Here is a 16788-nt window from a genome sequence, read left to right on the forward strand (position 1 = left end):
CCCTCCCTTAAAATACGGTGCACAGAATTTCGCCACCAACACCGGCTGCGCGAGCAGCACGATCGGTCATAACACCTTTGTTGGTAGAAACAATAGCGATACCCAGACCGCCGCTGACTTTAGGCAGTTCTTCCTTACCGGAGTAAGTACGAAGACCCGGGCGACTAATGCGCTTCAGGTTTTCGATAACTGGCTTGCCTTCGTAGTATTTCAGGTCGATAACCAGCTTCTGCTGGATTTCGCCTTCAACACGGGCGTCAACAATAAAACCTTCATCCTTCAGTACTTTGGCTACAGCAGCCTTCACCTTGGACGCAGGCATTTCGACAGAAGCGTGTTCTGCCATTTGGGCATTACGGATACGAGTTAGCATATCTGCTAACGGGTCCTGCATACTCATTATCTAACTCTCCAGAAAATCAATCGCGCTTACCAGCTGGCCTTAACCAGACCAGGAACATCACCGCGCATCGCTGCTTCACGCAGCTTGATACGGCTCAGGCCGAACTTACGCAGGTAGCCGTGTGGGCGACCTGTGATGCGGCAGCGGTTACGCAGACGGGCAGCGCTTGCATTACGTGGCTGCTTCTGCAGTGATACAACTGCATCCCAACGCTCGTCTTCAGACGTCGCTGGGCTGCTGATGATCGCCTTCAGCGCAGCGCGCTTTTCTGCAAACTTGGCAACGGTGCGCTGACGCTTCAACTCCCGCTGCTTCATGGATACTTTTGCCATGGGGCTCGTACCTTTATCAGTTACGGAACGGGAAGTTGAAAGCTTTCAGCAGAGCTCGGCCTTCATCGTCAGTCTTAGCAGTGGTGGTCAGAGTAATATCCATACCACGCAGAGCGTCAACTTTATCGTAATCGATTTCCGGGAAGATGATCTGCTCTTTGACACCCATGCTGTAGTTGCCACGGCCGTCAAATGACTTAGCGGAAATACCGCGGAAGTCACGAACACGAGGCAGAGCGATGTCAATGAGACGCTCCAGGAATTCGTACATACGTTCGTCACGCAGGGTCACTTTAACGCCGATTGGCCAGTCTTCACGAACCTTGAAGCCTGCAACGGATTTACGTGCCTTGGTAACTACTGATTTCTGACCGGCAATTTTTTCCATGTCAGAAACAGCATGTTCGATGACTTTCTTGTCACCAATCGCTTCACCAACACCCATGTTCAGAGTGATTTTGGTGATTTGCGGTACTTCGTGAATGTTTGCCAGGCCCAGCTCTTCTTTAAGCTGTGCGCGGATTTCTTCACGATATTTAGTCTTGAAGTTTGCCATTATGCCACCCCTTACGCGTCAACCGGCTTACCGTTAGACTTGAATACGCGCTGCTTCTTGCCATCTTCAGAGATAGCGAAGCCAACACGATCAGCCTTGTCGGTTTCAGTGTTCAGGACTGCAACGTTAGAAGCTTGAATAGCCGCTTCTTTTTCAACGATGCCACCAGGGGTGCCCAGCATTGGGTTAGGCTTTTGATGTTTCTTCATCATATTGATGCCAGAAACAATCAGCTTGCCATCGGCACGAACGGTTTGCACTTTGCCGCGCTTACCTTTGTCCTTGCCTGCAATGACGATAACTTCGTCGTCACGACGGATCTTTTTCATTTCCTGCTCCCTTACAGTACTTCTGGTGCCAGGGAAATGATCTTCATGAATTGCTCACCACGGAGTTCACGAGTCACTGGCCCAAAGATACGGGTACCGATTGGCTGATTGTTAGCGTTCAGAAGAACTGCTGCATTGCCATCGAAGCGGATTAGGGAGCCGTCTGGACGACGAACGCCTTTTCTAGTACGAACAACAACAGCGTTCATCACCTGGCCTTTTTTGACCTTACCGCGTGGAATTGCTTCCTTAACGGTAATTTTAATGATGTCACCGATGTGTGCGTAGCGGCGATGGGATCCACCCAACACCTTGATACACTGTACTCGACGAGCGCCAGAGTTATCGGCTACATCGAGTTGAGATTCTGTTTGGATCATGCTTATTCTCCAAGCCCAAATTGCAGACGGGTACCTGCAAAGTCAAAGTATGATGAACCGGTCACAAGGACCGGTTCATCCCGCGTCTTACCGCTACTCAGACTTCAGGCACCGTGGCCTTATATTTGAGTGGCACGCTCAACAATTGAAACCAGTTCGAATGTCTTGGACTTAGACATTGGACGAGTTTCCTTAATGGTAACAGTGTCACCCATGCGGCAATCATTGTTTTCATCGTGCGCGTGCAACTTGGTGGACCGCTTAACGATCTTACCATAGAGCGGATGCTTAACACGGCGCTCAATAAGAACGGTGACGGTCTTGTCCATTTTGTCGCTCACGACCTTGCCGGTCAGAGTACGGACTTTCTTGTCTTCAGCCATCGTTAAATACCTGCCTTCTCATTCAACGCCGTCTTAACACGGGCGATGTCGCGCTTGGCCTGCTTCAGCAGATGAGTCTGACTCAGCTGACCAGTCGACTTCTGCATACGGAAATTAAATTGATCCCGCAGCAGGTTGATCAGCTCTTCGTTGAGCTGTTCAACAGTTTTTTCACGTAATTCAGCAGCTTTCATCACATCACGCTCCGCTTAACGAAGGCAGTTTCCACTGGAAGCTTGGCAGCAGCGAGAGCGAATGCTTCGCGAGCCAGTTCCTCGGACACACCTTCCATTTCGTACAGGACACGACCCGGCTGGATCTGCGCTACCCAGTACTCAACACTACCCTTACCTTTACCCATTCGAACCTCAAGAGGCTTCTTGGAGATCGGCTTGTCAGGGAAGACGCGAATCCAGATTTTACCACCACGCTTGATGTGACGAGTCATGGCACGACGGGCTGCTTCGATCTGGCGAGCAGTTATACGTCCACGACCAGTTGCTTTCAATGCGTATTCACCGAAGCTAACTGTGGAGCCGCGGTGTGCCAGGCCGCGATTGCGCCCCTTTTGCTGCTTACGAAATTTCGTACGCTTTGGCTGTAACATTACCGCGCTCCTTACTTCTTAGCCTGTCTCTTCTTGGGACGTTTGGCTGGTTCTTTAGCCTGCTCTTCAACAGCAGCCATTCCACCAATCACTTCACCCTTGAAGATCCATACTTTAACACCCAGGATACCGTAGGTAGTCAGGGCTTCGTAAGCCGCGTAGTCGATGTCTGCACGCAGAGTGTGCAGAGGTACGCGACCTTCACGGTACCACTCGGAACGAGCGATCTCAGCACCGCCGAGACGACCGCCGATTTGCACCTTGATACCCTTGGCACCCAGACGCATAGCATTCTGTACAGAACGCTTCATGGCGCGACGGAACATTACACGACGTTCCAGCTGACCAGCGATAGACTGTGCAACCAGCATTGCGTCCAGTTCGGGCTTACGAACTTCTTCAATGTTGATATGAACAGGTACGCCCATCATCTTGGTTACTGCTTGACGCAGTTTCTCAACGTCTTCGCCTTTTTTACCAATCACGATACCTGGACGGGCAGTATGAATGGTAACGCGAGCGCTTTGCGCAGGACGTTGAATGTCGATGCGGCTTACAGAAGCATTTTTCAGCTTCTTTTGCAGGAAATCACGGACTTCCAGATCAACGATTAGCTTGTCGGCGTATGCACGACCTTCAGCGAACCATACTGATCTGTGGGGCTTAACAATGCCCAGTCGGATCCCATTTGGATGAACTTTCTGACCCATGTGATCGCTCCTTAGACCTCTGCAACCTTAACCGTGATATGGCAAGACCGCTTCAGAATGCGATCGGCACGGCCCTTGGCACGTGGACGGATGCGCTTCATGGTCATACCTTCGTCAACGAAGATAGCAGACACTTTCAGCTCATCGATATCCATGCCATCGTTGTGCTCTGCATTAGCAATCGCAGATTCCAACACTTTCTTGACCAGCTCAGCACCTTTTTTAGGGCTGAATGCCAACAGTTCCAGAGCATCGCCTACGGCTTTGCCTCGGATCTGATCAGCAACCAGGCGCGCTTTCTGGGCAGAAATGCGAGCGCCTTTATGTATAGCAGCTACTTCTTTCATTTCTTACCCTCTTAGCGCTTCTTGGCCTTCTTGTCTGCAGCGTGTCCGCGATATGTGCGGGTAGCAGCAAACTCGCCCAGCTTGTGACCTACCATGTCTTCGCTAACGAAAACAGGTACATGCTGGCGACCGTTATGAACGGCGATGGTCAGACCTACCATATTAGGCAGGATCATAGAGCGGCGAGACCAGGTCTTGATCGGACGCTTGTTGCCGCTATCAGCCGCATCTTCAACTTTCTTCAGCAGGTGAAGATCGATGAATGGGCCTTTTTTCAAAGAACGTGGCACTGTCGTATCCTCTCTCTGGGCTTACTTCGCGCTGCGACGACGTACGATCATTTTGTCCGTACGCTTGTTGGAACGAGTCTTACGACCCTTAGTCGGCATACCCCATGGTGTCACTGGGTGACGACCACCGGAAGTACGACCTTCACCACCACCATGCGGGTGATCAACCGGGTTCATGGCAACACCACGAACCGTTGGGCGTACGCCTCTCCAACGCTTGGCACCAGCCTTACCCAGTGAGCGCAAACTGTGCTCACTGTTAGACACTTCACCCAGAGTTGCACGACAGTCAGCCAAAACTTTACGCATTTCACCGGAACGCAGACGCAGGGTAATGTAAGCACCGTCACGGGCTACAACCTGAGCTGAGGTACCAGCAGAACGCATCATCTGCGCACCCTTACCTGGCTTGAGTTCAACACAGTGAACTACAGAACCCTGAGGGATGTTACGCAGTGGCAGAGTGTTGCCTGCCTTGATTGGTGCATCAACACCAGAGTACAGCTCGTCACCTGCTTTCACACCCTTAGGTGCGATGATGTAACGACGTTCACCGTCGATGTACTTCAGCAAAGCGATATTAGCAGTACGGTTCGGATCGTATTCCAGACGCTCAACAACAGCTGGGATGCCATCCTTGTTGCGACGGAAATCTACGAGACGATAGTGCTGCTTGTGACCACCACCACGATGACGGGTAGTGATACGACCAGCGTTGTTACGACCACCAGTCTTGCTCTTCTTCTCCAGCAAAGGCGCGTAAGGGCGTCCTTTGTGAAGGTCAGGATTTACAATCTTGACTACGAAGCGACGACCCGGAGAAGTCGGCTTGCACTTAATTACGGCCATCCTATAACTCCTTATTCCGCGTCGGCGAAGTCAATCTCTTGACCCTGCGCCAGACTGACATACGCCTTCTTCCAGTTAGAGCGCTTGCCCATACCGAATTTAGTGCGCTTGGTCTTGCCCTTAACTACAGAAGTACGAACAGCGTCAACGCTAACTTCGAACAGCAGTTCAACGGCTTTTTTGATTTCAAGCTTGGTTGCGTCTGTTGCCACTCGGAAAACATACTGACCGTGCTCTTCAGCAACTACAGTAGCTTTCTCGGAAATGTGTGGACCAAGCAGAACCTTGTAGATACGTTCCTGGTTCATCCCAGCATCTCCTCGAATTTCTTGATGGCCGCTACAGTCATCACGATTTTTTCGTGAGCAATCAGACTAACCGGATCAATACCCTGTACATCACGAGCATCCACGTGTGGGATGTTGCGAGTAGCCAGGTACAGATTCTGATCAACTTCGTCGGAAACGATCAGACCGTTTTCAACATTCAGCTCTTTCAGCTTGGCAACCATCAGTTTGGTCTTAGGTGTATCGATAGCAAAGCTCTCAACAACAACCAGACGTTCCTGACGAACCAGCTCGGACAGGATAGAACGCATCGCACCGCGATACATCTTCTTGTTCAGCTTCTGAGCGTGATCCTGTGGTTTAGCAGCAAAAGATTTGCCGCCCCCGCGCCACAATGGGCTACGGATAGTACCGGCACGTGCGCGGCCAGTACCTTTTTGACGCCATGGCTTGCGTCCACCGCCGCTTACTTCGCTGCGGGTTTTCTGAGCACGAGTACCTTGACGAGCACCGGCCATGAAAGCAACTACAGTCTGATGAATCAGGCTTTCGTTGAATTCAGTACCGAAGGTCACGTCAGAGACTTGAACCGTACCAGCACCTGTTACATTCAATTCCATCGTTTAATCCCCTCAGGCGCGTGCTTTGACTGCAGCTTTAACAACAACGTCAGCACCAGTTGCACCAGGTACTGCGCCTTTTACCAGCAGCAGGTTACGTTCAGCATCAACGCGAACAATTTCCAGGGACTGAACAGTCACTTTCTCAGCACCCATATGTCCAGCCATCTTCTTACCCTTGAAGACACGACCTGGGGTCTGACATTGACCGATGGAACCAGGAGCACGGTGAGACAGAGAGTTACCATGTGTCGCATCTTGCATGGAAAAGTTCCAGCGCTTAACGCCACCCTGGAAACCTTTACCTTTAGATTGACCAGTAACGTCAACTGACTGACCTTGCTCGAACAGGTCAACTCCGATCAACTGACCCAGCTCGTAAGAGGCAGAATCGTCAACACGGAATTCCCAAAGACCACGACCGGCTTCAACCTTTGCTTTAGCAAAGTGACCAGCTTCCGGCTTACGAACACGGTTTGCTTTCTTAGCACCGGTAGTCACCTGAACTGCGCTGTAACCGTCAACATCCAGGTTTTTAACCTGAGTGACACGGTTAGGATCAACTTCAATTACAGTGACTGGTACAGAAGCACCGTCTTCTGTGAAGATGCGGGTCATACCGCACTTCTTTCCGACTAATCCAATAGTCATTTTCAACCTCTCTCGTGTACGGGGCTTTCACCCACTATGGCCGCTCATTCCAGAGCGTTACACAAAAGTAATGTGCACACTGAATGGCCGCCCGGGCCGCTATTAACCGAGACTGATTTGCACTTCGACGCCAGCTGCCAAATCCAGCTTCATCAGTGCATCAACGGTTTTTTCGGTGGGCTCGATAATATCGAGAAGACGCTTATGAGTACGGATTTCATACTGATCACGTGCATCTTTGTTCACGTGAGGAGAAACCAGAATCGTAAAACGTTCTTTTCGGGTTGGCAGAGGGATAGGACCACGCACTTGAGCACCAGTACGCTTCGCAGTATCTACGATTTCCTGCGTGGACTGATCGATCAGGCGATGGTCAAAAGCCTTCAGGCGAATGCGAATTTGCTGAGCTTGACTCATCTTGTTGTAACCATATCTGTAAAGAACTAAGTCCGGCGATCAATGTCACCCAGACAAAAAGGACGCGGCATTCTACTAAGCACAAAACTTAATGTCAACACAAGTGCTAGACGAGAGCTGGCTTCAGCACCGCACGCAAATCTGAGGCATAACTATAGCCTCAAACACAACTTATCGAGATAAGGAAAACTGCTTGAATGATTCGGATTAATTCCGACCATCAAGATTTTCCACGCAATCACTGATCAAAATTGAAGCAGTTATTCGCACCCACTCAGAAAAAAGCTGCAGTACTATAGCACCATTCCTTCGCGAAACTCACCCAGTTTCTTCAAACCTTTTAAAACTCGTTTTTTTCTTCAGAAAAACGAACCCTGATCTTCAGAAAAGAAAACTATAGTTCCGGCTATTCATAAACGAAAAAACCCCGGGCTTGCCCGGGGTTTTTATAGGGTGACTTAGATCAGTCGTGATTCAGAATCACTCGATGATCTTAGCAACAACGCCAGCACCTACAGTACGACCACCTTCGCGGATAGCGAAGCGCAGGCCGTCTTCCATTGCTACTGGAGCAATCAGAGTAGCTACGAAGTTGATGTTGTCGCCCGGCATTACCATCTCAACGCCTTCCTGCAGCTCTACAGCACCAGTTACGTCAGTGGTACGGAAGTAGAACTGTGGACGATAGCCCTTGAAGAAAGGAGTGTGACGACCGCCTTCATCTTTAGACAGGATGTACACTTCAGCTTCGAAGGTAGTGTGAGGAGTAACAGTACCCGGCTTAACCAGACACTGACCACGCTCAACGTCTTCACGCTTGGTACCACGCAGCAGCGCACCAACGTTCTCGCCTGCACGACCTTCGTCAAGCAGCTTACGGAACATTTCAACACCGGTAACAGTAGTCTTAACGGTCTCTTTGATACCGATAATTTCTACTTCTTCACCAACGTTAACGATACCACGCTCAACACGACCAGTTACAACAGTACCACGGCCAGCGATGGAGAATACGTCCTCGATAGGCATCAGGAACGGCTGATCAATAGCACGCTCTGGCTCTGGAATGTAAGTATCCAGAGTCTCAACCAGCTTCTTAACAGCAGATGTACCCAGTTCGTTGTCGTCTTGACCGTTCAGAGCCATCAGAGCGGAACCAGCGATGATTGGAGTATCGTCGCCTGGGAAGTCGTAAGTATCGAGCAGCTCACGCAGCTCCATCTCAACCAGCTCCAGCATCTCAGCGTATTCTTCAGAATCAACGCCGCCGCAATCTTCAGCCAGCAGGTCAGCTTTGTTCAGGAATACTACGATCTTTGGAACACCAACCTGACGGGACAGCAGGATGTGCTCACGTGTCTGAGGCATAGGGCCGTCAGTCGCGCCACATACCAGAATAGCGCCGTCCATCTGAGCAGCACCGGTGATCATGTTCTTAACGTAGTCAGCGTGTCCTGGGCAGTCAACGTGCGCGTAGTGACGCTCTTTGGAATCGTACTCTACGTGTGCAGTAGAGATAGTGATACCACGCTCACGTTCTTCAGGAGCGTTATCGATCTGATCGAACGCCTTCATTTCGCCACCGAAAACTTCAGCACAAACGCGAGTCAGTGCAGCAGTCAGGGTAGTTTTACCGTGGTCAACGTGACCAATGGTGCCGACGTTAACGTGCGGCTTAGTACGTTCGAATTTTTCCTTAGCCATTTCTCTAGACCTTTAATATCAATGGTTTCGGGGTAGTGATACCGACGCAGCATTCTAACAGCGCAGTCAGCCGGTTTGAAACTTTTTGCTCGTAAAATAGCAAAAGTTTTCATCAACCGCAGATGCTAACTCCTAGAAAGCTGGCACACGTATTAACCCTGGTAATTAATAACCGCTTCAGCAATGCTGGCGGGCGCTTCGGCATACTCATTGAATTCCATAGAGTATGTTGCACGCCCCTGAGTTGCTGAACGCAGATCGGTGGCGTAGCCGAACATTTCACCCAGCGGTACCTGAGCGTCAATTGTTTTGCCAGAAGGTGTATCTTCCATGCCCTGAACAATACCGCGACGACGATTCAAATCGCCCATAACGTCACCCATGTAGTCTTCCGGCGTTACCACCTCAACTTTCATCACAGGCTCCATTACCACAGGATTAGCCTCTGGCGCGTACTTCTTCAAAGCTTGAGACGCTGCGATTTTAAACGCCATTTCGTTGGAGTCAACATCATGGAAAGATCCATCGTACAGACGAGCCTTCAGGCCTAATAACGGGTAGCCAGCGACCACACCATTCATCATCTGTTCTTCAACACCTTTCTGGATAGCAGGGATGTATTCCTTCGGAATAGCACCACCAACGATCTCGTTAATAAACTCGAGACCCTCTTCACCATCCTCAGCAGGAGCAAACTCAATAACTACGTGACCATACTGACCACGACCACCCGACTGCTTGGCAAACTTGTGGTTGGCAACAACCGTACCTTTCAGCTTTTCACGATAAGACACTTGTGGCTTACCGATATTAGCCTCAACGCTAAACTCGCGACGCATGCGGTCAACAAGAATATCGAGGTGCAGCTCACCCATACCGGAAATAATGGTTTGACCCGTTTCTTCATCGGTATGAACACGAAAGGATGGATCTTCCTGAGCAAGCTTGCCCAGTGCAACACCCATCTTTTCCTGATCAGCCTTGGTTCTTGGCTCAACCGCAACCGAGATTACCGGCTCCGGAAACTCCATACGCTCAAGCGTGATAACGCTACCAGGTGCACACAAGGTGTCGCCTGTTGTAACGTCTTTCATACCAATCAGGGCAACAATGTCACCCGCCAGGCACTCTTTCAGCTCTTCACGATTATTGGAGTGCATCTGAACCATACGACCAACACGCTCACGTTTCCCTTTTACAGGATTGTAAACACTGTCGCCTGAATTCAGAGTACCGGAATAGCTCCGCACGAAGGTAAGCGTACCTACGAACGGATCGGTAGCAATCTTGAATGCCAGAGCAGAGAAAGGCGCGTCATCATCAGCTTCACGAGTCTCAACGGTCTCGGCAGCGTCGTCCAGAACACCTTCAATTGCTTTAACTTCTTTCGGAGAAGGCATGTATTCAACAACAGCATCCAGTACCGCCTGAACACCTTTGTTCTTGAATGCAGAACCACCGAAGACAGGGATGACTTCATTCGCCAGCGTACGGGCGCGAATACCAGCCTTGATTTCTTCTTCGGTCAGATCACCTTCTTCCAGGTATTTATTCATCAACTCATCAGTAGCTTCTGCTGCACACTCAACCATGTATTCATGCATTTCTGCACACTCATCGGCCATGTCCGCAGGAATCTCTTCGTAGCTGAAGGTCATACCCTGATCTGCTTCATTCCAGATGATCGCTTTCATCTTGACGAGGTCGACTACACCCTTGAACTCGTCTTCAGAACCGATGGTCATCTGCATTGGGACAGCGTTAGCACCCAGACGGTCACGCAACTGGTCAACCACCATCTGGTAGTCAGCACCGGTACGGTCCATCTTGTTAACGAACACCATACGAGGAACCTCGTACTTGTCCGCCTGACGCCAAACTGTCTCCGTCTGTGGCTGAACACCTGATGAGCCACACAGTACAACAACTGCACCGTCCAGCACACGCAGTGAACGTTCAACCTCGATCGTAAAGTCAACGTGCCCAGGAGTATCGATGATATTTACGCGGTGCTCATCAAACTGAGCATCCATTCCGCGCCAGAAACAGGTAGTTGCAGCGGAGGTAATAGTGATACCACGCTCCTGCTCCTGCTCCATCCAATCCATGGTAGCTGCACCATCGTGCACCTCACCAATTTTGTGGCTCAGACCGGTGTAAAAAAGTACACGCTCTGTTGTCGTTGTCTTACCCGCGTCAACATGAGCACAAATGCCAATGTTACGATAGCGGTTAATCGGGGTCTTACGCGCCACGACTTAATCCTCTGGTACTTAGAAACGGTAGTGAGAGAACGCTTTGTTCGCTTCAGCCATGCGATGCACGTCTTCACGCTTCTTAACAGCAGCACCCTTGTTTTCAGCGGCGTCCATCAGCTCACCCGCCAGACGCAGGTCCATGGATTTCTCACCACGCTTACGAGCTGCATCTACCAACCAACGCATAGCCAGAGCTGTACGACGGCTAGGACGAACTTCAACAGGTACCTGATAGGTAGCACCACCAACACGGCGAGACTTAACCTCTACCATTGGGGAGATGGATTCCAGAGCCTTTTCAAAGACTTCCAGAGGTTCCTTGCTGCCGCGTTCCTGAACTTTGTCCAGTGCACCGTAAACAATCTTCTCGGCAACAGATTTCTTGCCGGAGATCATTACGTGGTTAATGAATTTAGCCAGAGTCTTGTCATGAAACTTAGGATCTGGCAGTACTTCACGTTTGGCGACGACGCGTCTTCTTGGCATTGATAAGCCCTCTCTTCGGCCTTCAGGTAATCCGGAACACACTCTCTATGAGAAGCAACCCGGCCTTACTCTTATCAACCTATTGATTGAATTCTGTGAGCGTTACCCTATAAGCCTGAAAAATCATTAACTTATAGCACTCTAAATAATTTCCGGCGCTAATAAATCACACCGGCAAAGCGACTAATTCCTGAATCAGGACTTAGGACGCTTGGTACCGTACTTGGAACGGCCCTGCTTACGATCGTTAACACCCTGGGTGTCCAAGCTACCACGTACTGTGTGATAACGAACACCTGGCAAATCCTTTACACGGCCGCCACGGATCAGAACAACGGAGTGTTCCTGCAGGTTGTGACCTTCACCACCGATGTAGGAAGTCACTTCGAAGCCGTTAGTCAAACGCACACGACATACTTTACGCAGCGCGGAGTTTGGCTTCTTAGGGGTAGTGGTGTACACACGTGTGCAAACACCGCGACGCTGTGGGCAAGCCTGCAGCGCTGGAACGTCAGTTTTCTTGACTTTGCGCTTGCGAGGTTTGCGAACCAGCTGGTTAATTGTTGCCATTCAGCGAACTCCAGTCGTTTCTAAGTTAACAGGACTATCGCACCAGAGGATTGCTACGATGTTGTCCTGGCATATTTTGCGTAACGGGAAAAAGCCGACAAAATGCCGGCTTCTCACCCCCCTAAACCAACTTGATTCAAGGGCAAAATAAAGCGCCGAAATTTTACGGAATTGAATTGTCAAGGTCAAGCATCATGATACGAAAGACTTAATTGACCAGTGGCAAGTTAAGATTCTTTCATGAAAAGCTACTGACTATTTTTACCTAATCGGTAGACTTTAGAACCTGACAGGAACTCAATTTTAATCGATTTATAGGTTCAGGATTCATGACGGACGACTTGTTTATACTGATATAGATAGGGACATACCATCAGGGAAGAACTTCCATGGCAATTCAAGGCGTTAGCTCTGCCTTTCACAGATTTAAGACCCACGTTATTCAACCTGTCCTTGGACGCTTTTCGAGCCGCACAGTCGCTCAAACAAAACCGAGCCCATCTGCTTCAGTAAAACAGGCTCCACAACCAGAAAACCTCCCTGACACTTCAATAGCGAAGCGGAAAGTTGCCACACAACCCAAAACTCGCTCAATCCTTAAAACAGCAGCCATTCCGGAATCCGAAAAGAGACACATCGAGCTGCAAAAAAAACCTGAATCTCTGGGCAGTATGCAGGCGAAGAAATACACTCTTCGCAATCATGAACAGGCTTTCCTACATGGACTCCTTTCCAATACACGCCCCGGACGGGTTCGACAATTTATTTACAAGCTCCATCTGAGCGCACCGTCACACCCAAAGAAAGAAGTCACTGAATTCAAAGCCTACCTTAAAGAGAGCGCTACCAGCATTCAGCAACTGGATGAGATACGCGATTTCCTTAAAGGCGAGAAGCTTGCTGACTGCCAGATAAATAGAGCTATGAAAGTACACAGGCAAGGGCTTGTTGCGACAAGATGCGCAGAAGTTATTGTTGAGTCTCATCTTGCGCACGAAAGCAGCTCTGGTGAAGAGCTGAAGGAAAGGCTTAGTGTACTGCTCGATAACCCCGGCAATATTGCCAGTAAATTACGATCAAAGAACCTCTATCTTGCTTTAGCTTCTGATGTTGGGCTGGACTATCGAACCACTCCGCTGAAAGCAATTGTTACTGCGCTTGAAATTGGCAAAGCAAACACCTTGTACTCTTCGGTCGCTACTCAACTTCAAAAATATGCATCTGATTTTTCTGAAGACCCCGAGGCAGCTCAGGATATTATTGATACACAAGGCCAGTTTGATTTTACAGGTTCTGATCTTGTAAAAAATGACTGGTCTGTCATCAATGGTAGAACCAACGGCGATCAGCCAAGAACTAATTTTGATGACTGGAAGTAATCGCTACCTCCACAACCATTCAACCATATACCCTTCTCTTTATTGATTCGTCTGGATTCATCCTCTGGCCTGCTATGTTACAGTTTCCCGATCATTCACAGCTTTATAAATATCAGGCTTATGAAACGCGAACTGGCGATTGAGTTTTCCCGTGTTACCGAAGTAGCCGCCCTTGCTGGCTACAAGTGGCTTGGCCGTGGCGACAAAAATGCTGCCGACGGCGCAGCCGTTGAAGCCATGCGAACCATGCTTAACAAGGTCGAAATGGCCGGTGAAATCGTTATCGGTGAAGGCGAAATAGATGAAGCCCCCATGCTTTACATTGGTGAGAAGGTCGGCAAAGGCACTGGCGAAAGCGTAGACATCGCTGTCGACCCTATCGAAGGCACACGCATGACCGCCATGGGTCAGAACAATGCTGTAGCCGTATTGGCCGCTGGCGAGAAAGGCAGCTTTCTGAAAGCGCCTGATATGTATATGGAAAAGCTGGTTGCAGGTCCGGGCGCAAAAGGGGCTATCAACCTTGACCTGGGTCTTCGTGAAAACATTGAGAATGTTGCCAAAGCTCTGCACAAGCCTCTCGAAAGCCTGACCGTTATCACACTGGCCAAACCAAGACACGACAGTACCATCGCCATGATGCAGGAAATGGGCGTTAAGGTTTTTGCTATTCCTGATGGTGACGTTGCAGCCTCTATCCTGTGCTGCATGCCAGACAGTGAAGTCGACATGATGTATTGCGTAGGCGGAGCACCAGAAGGCGTTATTTCTGCCGCCGTTATTCGCGCACTGGGTGGCGATATGCAAGGCCGTCTACTTACTCGAGACCAGGCAAAAGGTGACAGCGAAGAAAACAAGGCCGCTGGCGACCTTGAGCGGATTCGATGCAAGGAAATGGGTGTTGAACCAGGAAAACTACTTGAACTGTCTGATATGGCAAGCTCTGACAATGTTGTTTTTTCTGCTACCGGTCTCACCAAGGGCGACCTCCTGGAAGGCATCAGCCGCAAGGGCAATATTGCAGAGACAGAAACTTTGGTAGTTCGTGGCAAATCCCGCACTATTCGCCGCATTAAGTCTATTCACTACCTTGATCGTAAAGACGACGAAATTAAGAAAGTTATTCTCTGACTATTGCTGAGCATTCTGTTGTGCATCGATAAGGAATGAAACATGCAATTAAGTTGCCACTGTGAAAACGTAAAAATTACAGTAACACCACCCAGCCAGGTAACCGAGTGCAATTGCTCCATCTGCAGTCGCTATATGAGTCTGTGGGGTTACTACCCTCCAGGCGAACCCAGAATTGAGATCGGAGCTGCAGGCATTAGCTCATATTCATGGGGAGACAATGAACTTGATTTTATACGCTGCTCTCATTGTGGCTGCATCACACACTATGAAACCAAACCAGGGCAAACTAACCCCAAGGTTGCCATAAATTTTGGAATGGAGAGAAAACAGGTCGCTGAAGTACCGGTAAGGTATTTCAATGGTGCTGAATTACTATAGATGTGTAACAAGACACTGTCGGAGACAGTATAATTGCACCCTTTGAATTGGATGAAGTTGTACCAATTATGAGCTGCCATAAAATTGAAGAGCTGCAGGAACTTCTTGCTCCTGTCTGGAATCGTGAAGCCCACCTGAACCTGGTGGAAATCATCAAGAAGCTTGCTGCCGAAGCAGGACACACAGGTTCACTGGACTCTGTGACCGATGACATGCTGATCTACCATCTGAAAATGCGCGATGAAGATACCGGAGCCATGATTCCGGGAATCGCCAAGGATTCAGTTCCGGATTTCAAGAAAGCTATGCTGGAAGCCCGAGGCATCAAATCTTCCTGAGAGTTCTTATTACTCCTGCCTCTTGCTCTTACAGAAATGTAGCGCTAGCGTGAAGATATGATTTCAAAGGATTGAAACATGTCTTCGCTCTCCACACTTTTTCTCACTCTTACCATTACTCTTCTGAGCTCTACGCTCCACGCTGGAGAAAAAGAAATCTGGTACCAAAAAGTCTGGTGTGAGGGAAAAGGTGGCAAAGTTGAACATAAATTAAAAGACGGTCGACGTGTTGACTGCCTGACCAAAAGTTACGCCATTGAAATGGACTTCGCCAGCAAGTGGCAAGAAGCCATTGGCCAGTCTCTGGATTATGCGATGTTAACGGGGAAAAAAGCCGGCATCGTTCTTATATTGAATAAAGATACCGACATGGCACACTGGCAACGACTAAAGCGCGTGGTTCGCCATTATAAGCTGCCAATAAGAACCTGGCGATTAGGCCCGTAATCAACCTTTCTGCGCATAGAGCAAAAATTCCCGATTACCATCCCCGCCTTTAATCGGACTGTCGAAATATTGCTCAACACTCAAAGCATGCTTATCGCAACACTGTTTTATTAACCGCTCAACCTGTGGATAAAGTGATTCGTCACGCACGATACCACCCTTACCCAAACCCTCTTTCCCTACTTCAAACTGGGGTTTGACCAAAGTAATAAAACGACCTCCTGACTTTATCAGCGATGCCAGAACTGGAATAATCTTCGTTTGTGAAATGAACGAAACATCCATGACGGCTAGATCAAACCCCTTCTGACCTTCCGTATATTTCAATAGATCAGTCGACAACGCACGACCATTCATACCTTCAAGGCAGACCACTCTTGGGTCACTTCTCAACTTATCCACAAGCTGATCATGACCAACTTCAATGCCGACCACTTTTGCAGCACCGGCCTGAAGAGCACAGTCGGTAAATCCACCCGTGGACTGGCCAACATCGATGACAGTCATACCAGTTATATCAAGGCCGGTCTTAACCAGAGCTTCGGCCAGCTTTAGCCCACCCCGGGAAACAAAACGGTCTGACTCATCTTTCTCAACTTTAAATTCTGAATCTGCTTCAAATTTTTCACTGGGCTTTTTAATCTTCTGCCACTTACCTGAAAAATCTACAAACACTCGACCCTCAGCTATAAATCGCTGCGCCTGGGTTCTGGATACGGCCAGATTTTTATCGACCAACAAGCGATCTATTCGCTGCACTAAAACACCTTTCATTTTTAGACCACGACTCAAATAACCTGCAGTAAAACTTCGCTCTGACTAATATGCGAATTTTCAGCAAGCCATTTTTCAACAAACTATTTTTAATAAGCAACTATTTTTAACAAGCCATGTATCCGAAAATTTAACCATAAAAAAGGCCGCATCACCGAA

General features: G+C 49.1%; 26 protein-coding genes. 5 read left to right on the forward strand and 21 right to left on the reverse strand.

What is annotated here, in order from left to right; genetic code table 11:
* Positions 1-7: 7 nt before the first annotated feature.
* The 20 genes from rpsH to rpsL form a co-directional block, all read right to left on the reverse strand.
* On the reverse strand, positions 8-400 hold the full coding sequence (gene rpsH / locus EOPP23_RS08155) for a 30S ribosomal protein S8 (RefSeq protein WP_153765462.1): 393 nt from the start codon (positions 398-400) through the stop codon (positions 8-10).
* A gap of 29 nt (positions 401-429) precedes the next feature.
* A complete protein-coding gene (gene rpsN, locus EOPP23_RS08160) occupies positions 430-735 on the reverse strand; it encodes a 30S ribosomal protein S14 (protein WP_153765463.1) in 306 nt (101 codons plus the stop codon).
* 16 nt (positions 736-751) lie between these two features.
* Complete coding sequence (gene rplE / locus EOPP23_RS08165) at positions 752-1291, reverse strand: 50S ribosomal protein L5 (protein WP_153765464.1); 540 nt, start codon at positions 1289-1291, stop codon at positions 752-754.
* A gap of 11 nt (positions 1292-1302) precedes the next feature.
* Positions 1303-1620, reverse strand: a complete 318-nt coding sequence (rplX, locus tag EOPP23_RS08170; protein ID WP_153765465.1) for a 50S ribosomal protein L24 — start codon at positions 1618-1620, stop codon at positions 1303-1305.
* 11 nt (positions 1621-1631) lie between these two features.
* Positions 1632-2000, reverse strand: a complete 369-nt coding sequence (gene rplN, locus EOPP23_RS08175) for a 50S ribosomal protein L14 (RefSeq protein ID WP_153765466.1) — start codon at positions 1998-2000, stop codon at positions 1632-1634.
* A gap of 119 nt (positions 2001-2119) precedes the next feature.
* Complete coding sequence (rpsQ, locus tag EOPP23_RS08180) at positions 2120-2383, reverse strand: 30S ribosomal protein S17 (protein WP_153765467.1); 264 nt, start codon at positions 2381-2383, stop codon at positions 2120-2122.
* A gap of 2 nt (positions 2384-2385) precedes the next feature.
* Positions 2386-2577 (reverse strand): 50S ribosomal protein L29, encoded by a 192-nt coding sequence (gene rpmC, locus EOPP23_RS08185; RefSeq protein WP_153765916.1) that lies wholly within the window; start codon positions 2575-2577, stop codon positions 2386-2388.
* A complete protein-coding gene (rplP, locus tag EOPP23_RS08190) occupies positions 2577-2990 on the reverse strand; it encodes a 50S ribosomal protein L16 (RefSeq protein WP_034841748.1) in 414 nt (137 codons plus the stop codon). Before rplP ends, rpmC begins: the two co-directional genes overlap by 1 nt.
* Positions 2991-3001: 11 nt before the next feature.
* Positions 3002-3700, reverse strand: coding sequence for a 30S ribosomal protein S3 (gene rpsC / locus EOPP23_RS08195; RefSeq protein WP_153765468.1), 699 nt, complete (start codon positions 3698-3700; stop codon positions 3002-3004).
* Positions 3701-3711: 11 nt separating this feature from the next.
* Positions 3712-4047, reverse strand: a complete 336-nt coding sequence (gene rplV, locus EOPP23_RS08200; RefSeq protein ID WP_153765469.1) for a 50S ribosomal protein L22 — start codon at positions 4045-4047, stop codon at positions 3712-3714.
* A gap of 11 nt (positions 4048-4058) precedes the next feature.
* Positions 4059-4337 (reverse strand): 30S ribosomal protein S19, encoded by a 279-nt coding sequence (gene rpsS, locus EOPP23_RS08205; RefSeq protein ID WP_370514715.1) that lies wholly within the window; start codon positions 4335-4337, stop codon positions 4059-4061.
* Between the two features lie 21 nt (positions 4338-4358).
* Positions 4359-5186, reverse strand: a complete 828-nt coding sequence (gene rplB, locus EOPP23_RS08210; RefSeq protein ID WP_153765470.1) for a 50S ribosomal protein L2 — start codon at positions 5184-5186, stop codon at positions 4359-4361.
* Between the two features lie 11 nt (positions 5187-5197).
* Positions 5198-5494, reverse strand: a complete 297-nt coding sequence (gene rplW, locus EOPP23_RS08215; protein WP_153765471.1) for a 50S ribosomal protein L23 — start codon at positions 5492-5494, stop codon at positions 5198-5200.
* A complete protein-coding gene (gene rplD, locus EOPP23_RS08220) occupies positions 5491-6093 on the reverse strand; it encodes a 50S ribosomal protein L4 (protein ID WP_153765472.1) in 603 nt (200 codons plus the stop codon). The genes rplW and rplD overlap by 4 nt, the downstream gene beginning before the upstream one ends.
* Positions 6094-6105: 12 nt before the next feature.
* Entirely contained in the window at positions 6106-6744 is a 639-nt protein-coding gene (rplC, locus tag EOPP23_RS08225) for a 50S ribosomal protein L3 (protein WP_153765473.1), read from the reverse strand.
* 102 nt (positions 6745-6846) lie between these two features.
* Positions 6847-7161 carry a 30S ribosomal protein S10 gene (rpsJ, locus tag EOPP23_RS08230; protein ID WP_135512217.1) on the reverse strand — a complete coding sequence of 105 codons (315 nt, stop codon included), beginning with the start codon at positions 7159-7161 and terminating at the stop codon, positions 6847-6849.
* A 480-nt stretch (positions 7162-7641) separates the two neighbouring features.
* Positions 7642-8865, reverse strand: coding sequence for an elongation factor Tu (gene tuf, locus EOPP23_RS08235; RefSeq protein ID WP_153765474.1), 1224 nt, complete (start codon positions 8863-8865; stop codon positions 7642-7644).
* A gap of 152 nt (positions 8866-9017) precedes the next feature.
* Positions 9018-11120, reverse strand: coding sequence for an elongation factor G (fusA, locus tag EOPP23_RS08240; RefSeq protein WP_370514716.1), 2103 nt, complete (start codon positions 11118-11120; stop codon positions 9018-9020).
* An 18-nt stretch (positions 11121-11138) separates the two neighbouring features.
* Positions 11139-11609 (reverse strand): 30S ribosomal protein S7, encoded by a 471-nt coding sequence (gene rpsG, locus EOPP23_RS08245; RefSeq protein ID WP_153765475.1) that lies wholly within the window; start codon positions 11607-11609, stop codon positions 11139-11141.
* A gap of 195 nt (positions 11610-11804) precedes the next feature.
* Entirely contained in the window at positions 11805-12179 is a 375-nt protein-coding gene (gene rpsL / locus EOPP23_RS08250) for a 30S ribosomal protein S12 (protein ID WP_153765476.1), read from the reverse strand.
* 389 nt (positions 12180-12568) lie between these two features.
* On the opposite strand from rpsL, the gene EOPP23_RS08255 reads away from it, so the two are divergent.
* From EOPP23_RS08255 to EOPP23_RS08275, 5 genes are all read left to right on the forward strand, one after another.
* Positions 12569-13558: a hypothetical protein gene (locus EOPP23_RS08255; RefSeq protein ID WP_153765477.1), complete on the forward strand. Its 990-nt coding sequence runs from the start codon at positions 12569-12571 to the stop codon at positions 13556-13558.
* A 120-nt stretch (positions 13559-13678) separates the two neighbouring features.
* Positions 13679-14689, forward strand: coding sequence for a class II fructose-bisphosphatase (gene glpX, locus EOPP23_RS08260; RefSeq protein WP_153765478.1), 1011 nt, complete (start codon positions 13679-13681; stop codon positions 14687-14689).
* A gap of 42 nt (positions 14690-14731) precedes the next feature.
* Complete coding sequence (locus EOPP23_RS08265; protein ID WP_153765479.1) at positions 14732-15070, forward strand: GFA family protein; 339 nt, start codon at positions 14732-14734, stop codon at positions 15068-15070.
* Between the two features lie 68 nt (positions 15071-15138).
* A complete protein-coding gene (locus EOPP23_RS08270) occupies positions 15139-15408 on the forward strand; it encodes a YihD family protein (RefSeq protein WP_153765480.1) in 270 nt (89 codons plus the stop codon).
* A 78-nt stretch (positions 15409-15486) separates the two neighbouring features.
* Positions 15487-15855: a hypothetical protein gene (locus tag EOPP23_RS08275; RefSeq protein ID WP_153765481.1), complete on the forward strand. Its 369-nt coding sequence runs from the start codon at positions 15487-15489 to the stop codon at positions 15853-15855.
* Here the strand turns inward: EOPP23_RS08275 and EOPP23_RS08280 are convergent, their stop codons facing one another.
* Positions 15856-16614, reverse strand: a complete 759-nt coding sequence (locus tag EOPP23_RS08280) for a TlyA family RNA methyltransferase (protein ID WP_370514717.1) — start codon at positions 16612-16614, stop codon at positions 15856-15858.
* Positions 16615-16788 lie beyond the last annotated feature (174 nt).

The sequence above is a fragment of the Endozoicomonas sp. OPT23 genome, assembly GCF_009653635.1.
Classification (GTDB): domain Bacteria; phylum Pseudomonadota; class Gammaproteobacteria; order Pseudomonadales; family Endozoicomonadaceae; genus Endozoicomonas_A.

What these genes read in the sequence shown, in the direction of transcription:
- rpsH (WP_153765462.1), bottom strand. Translation starts at nt 400, where the DNA reads ATGAGTATGCAGGACCCGTTAGCAGATATGCTAACTCGTATCCGTAAT.
- rpsN (WP_153765463.1), bottom strand. Translation starts at nt 735, where the DNA reads ATGGCAAAAGTATCCATGAAGCAGCGGGAGTTGAAGCGTCAGCGCACC.
- rplE (WP_153765464.1), bottom strand. Translation starts at nt 1,291, where the DNA reads ATGGCAAACTTCAAGACTAAATATCGTGAAGAAATCCGCGCACAGCTT.
- rplX (WP_153765465.1), bottom strand. Translation starts at nt 1,620, where the DNA reads ATGAAAAAGATCCGTCGTGACGACGAAGTTATCGTCATTGCAGGCAAG.
- rplN (WP_153765466.1), bottom strand. Translation starts at nt 2,000, where the DNA reads ATGATCCAAACAGAATCTCAACTCGATGTAGCCGATAACTCTGGCGCT.
- rpsQ (WP_153765467.1), bottom strand. Translation starts at nt 2,383, where the DNA reads ATGGCTGAAGACAAGAAAGTCCGTACTCTGACCGGCAAGGTCGTGAGC.
- rpmC (WP_153765916.1), bottom strand. Translation starts at nt 2,577, where the DNA reads ATGAAAGCTGCTGAATTACGTGAAAAAACTGTTGAACAGCTCAACGAA.
- rplP (WP_034841748.1), bottom strand. Translation starts at nt 2,990, where the DNA reads ATGTTACAGCCAAAGCGTACGAAATTTCGTAAGCAGCAAAAGGGGCGC.
- rpsC (WP_153765468.1), bottom strand. Translation starts at nt 3,700, where the DNA reads ATGGGTCAGAAAGTTCATCCAAATGGGATCCGACTGGGCATTGTTAAG.
- rplV (WP_153765469.1), bottom strand. Translation starts at nt 4,047, where the DNA reads ATGAAAGAAGTAGCTGCTATACATAAAGGCGCTCGCATTTCTGCCCAG.
- rplB (WP_153765470.1), bottom strand. Translation starts at nt 5,186, where the DNA reads ATGGCCGTAATTAAGTGCAAGCCGACTTCTCCGGGTCGTCGCTTCGTA.
- rplW (WP_153765471.1), bottom strand. Translation starts at nt 5,494, where the DNA reads ATGAACCAGGAACGTATCTACAAGGTTCTGCTTGGTCCACACATTTCC.
- rplD (WP_153765472.1), bottom strand. Translation starts at nt 6,093, where the DNA reads ATGGAATTGAATGTAACAGGTGCTGGTACGGTTCAAGTCTCTGACGTG.
- rplC (WP_153765473.1), bottom strand. Translation starts at nt 6,744, where the DNA reads ATGACTATTGGATTAGTCGGAAAGAAGTGCGGTATGACCCGCATCTTC.
- rpsJ (WP_135512217.1), bottom strand. Translation starts at nt 7,161, where the DNA reads ATGAGTCAAGCTCAGCAAATTCGCATTCGCCTGAAGGCTTTTGACCAT.
- tuf (WP_153765474.1), bottom strand. Translation starts at nt 8,865, where the DNA reads ATGGCTAAGGAAAAATTCGAACGTACTAAGCCGCACGTTAACGTCGGC.
- rpsG (WP_153765475.1), bottom strand. Translation starts at nt 11,609, where the DNA reads ATGCCAAGAAGACGCGTCGTCGCCAAACGTGAAGTACTGCCAGATCCT.
- rpsL (WP_153765476.1), bottom strand. Translation starts at nt 12,179, where the DNA reads ATGGCAACAATTAACCAGCTGGTTCGCAAACCTCGCAAGCGCAAAGTC.
- EOPP23_RS08255 (WP_153765477.1), top strand. Translation starts at nt 12,569, where the DNA reads ATGGCAATTCAAGGCGTTAGCTCTGCCTTTCACAGATTTAAGACCCAC.
- glpX (WP_153765478.1), top strand. Translation starts at nt 13,679, where the DNA reads ATGAAACGCGAACTGGCGATTGAGTTTTCCCGTGTTACCGAAGTAGCC.
- EOPP23_RS08265 (WP_153765479.1), top strand. Translation starts at nt 14,732, where the DNA reads ATGCAATTAAGTTGCCACTGTGAAAACGTAAAAATTACAGTAACACCA.
- EOPP23_RS08270 (WP_153765480.1), top strand. Translation starts at nt 15,139, where the DNA reads ATGAGCTGCCATAAAATTGAAGAGCTGCAGGAACTTCTTGCTCCTGTC.
- EOPP23_RS08275 (WP_153765481.1), top strand. Translation starts at nt 15,487, where the DNA reads ATGTCTTCGCTCTCCACACTTTTTCTCACTCTTACCATTACTCTTCTG.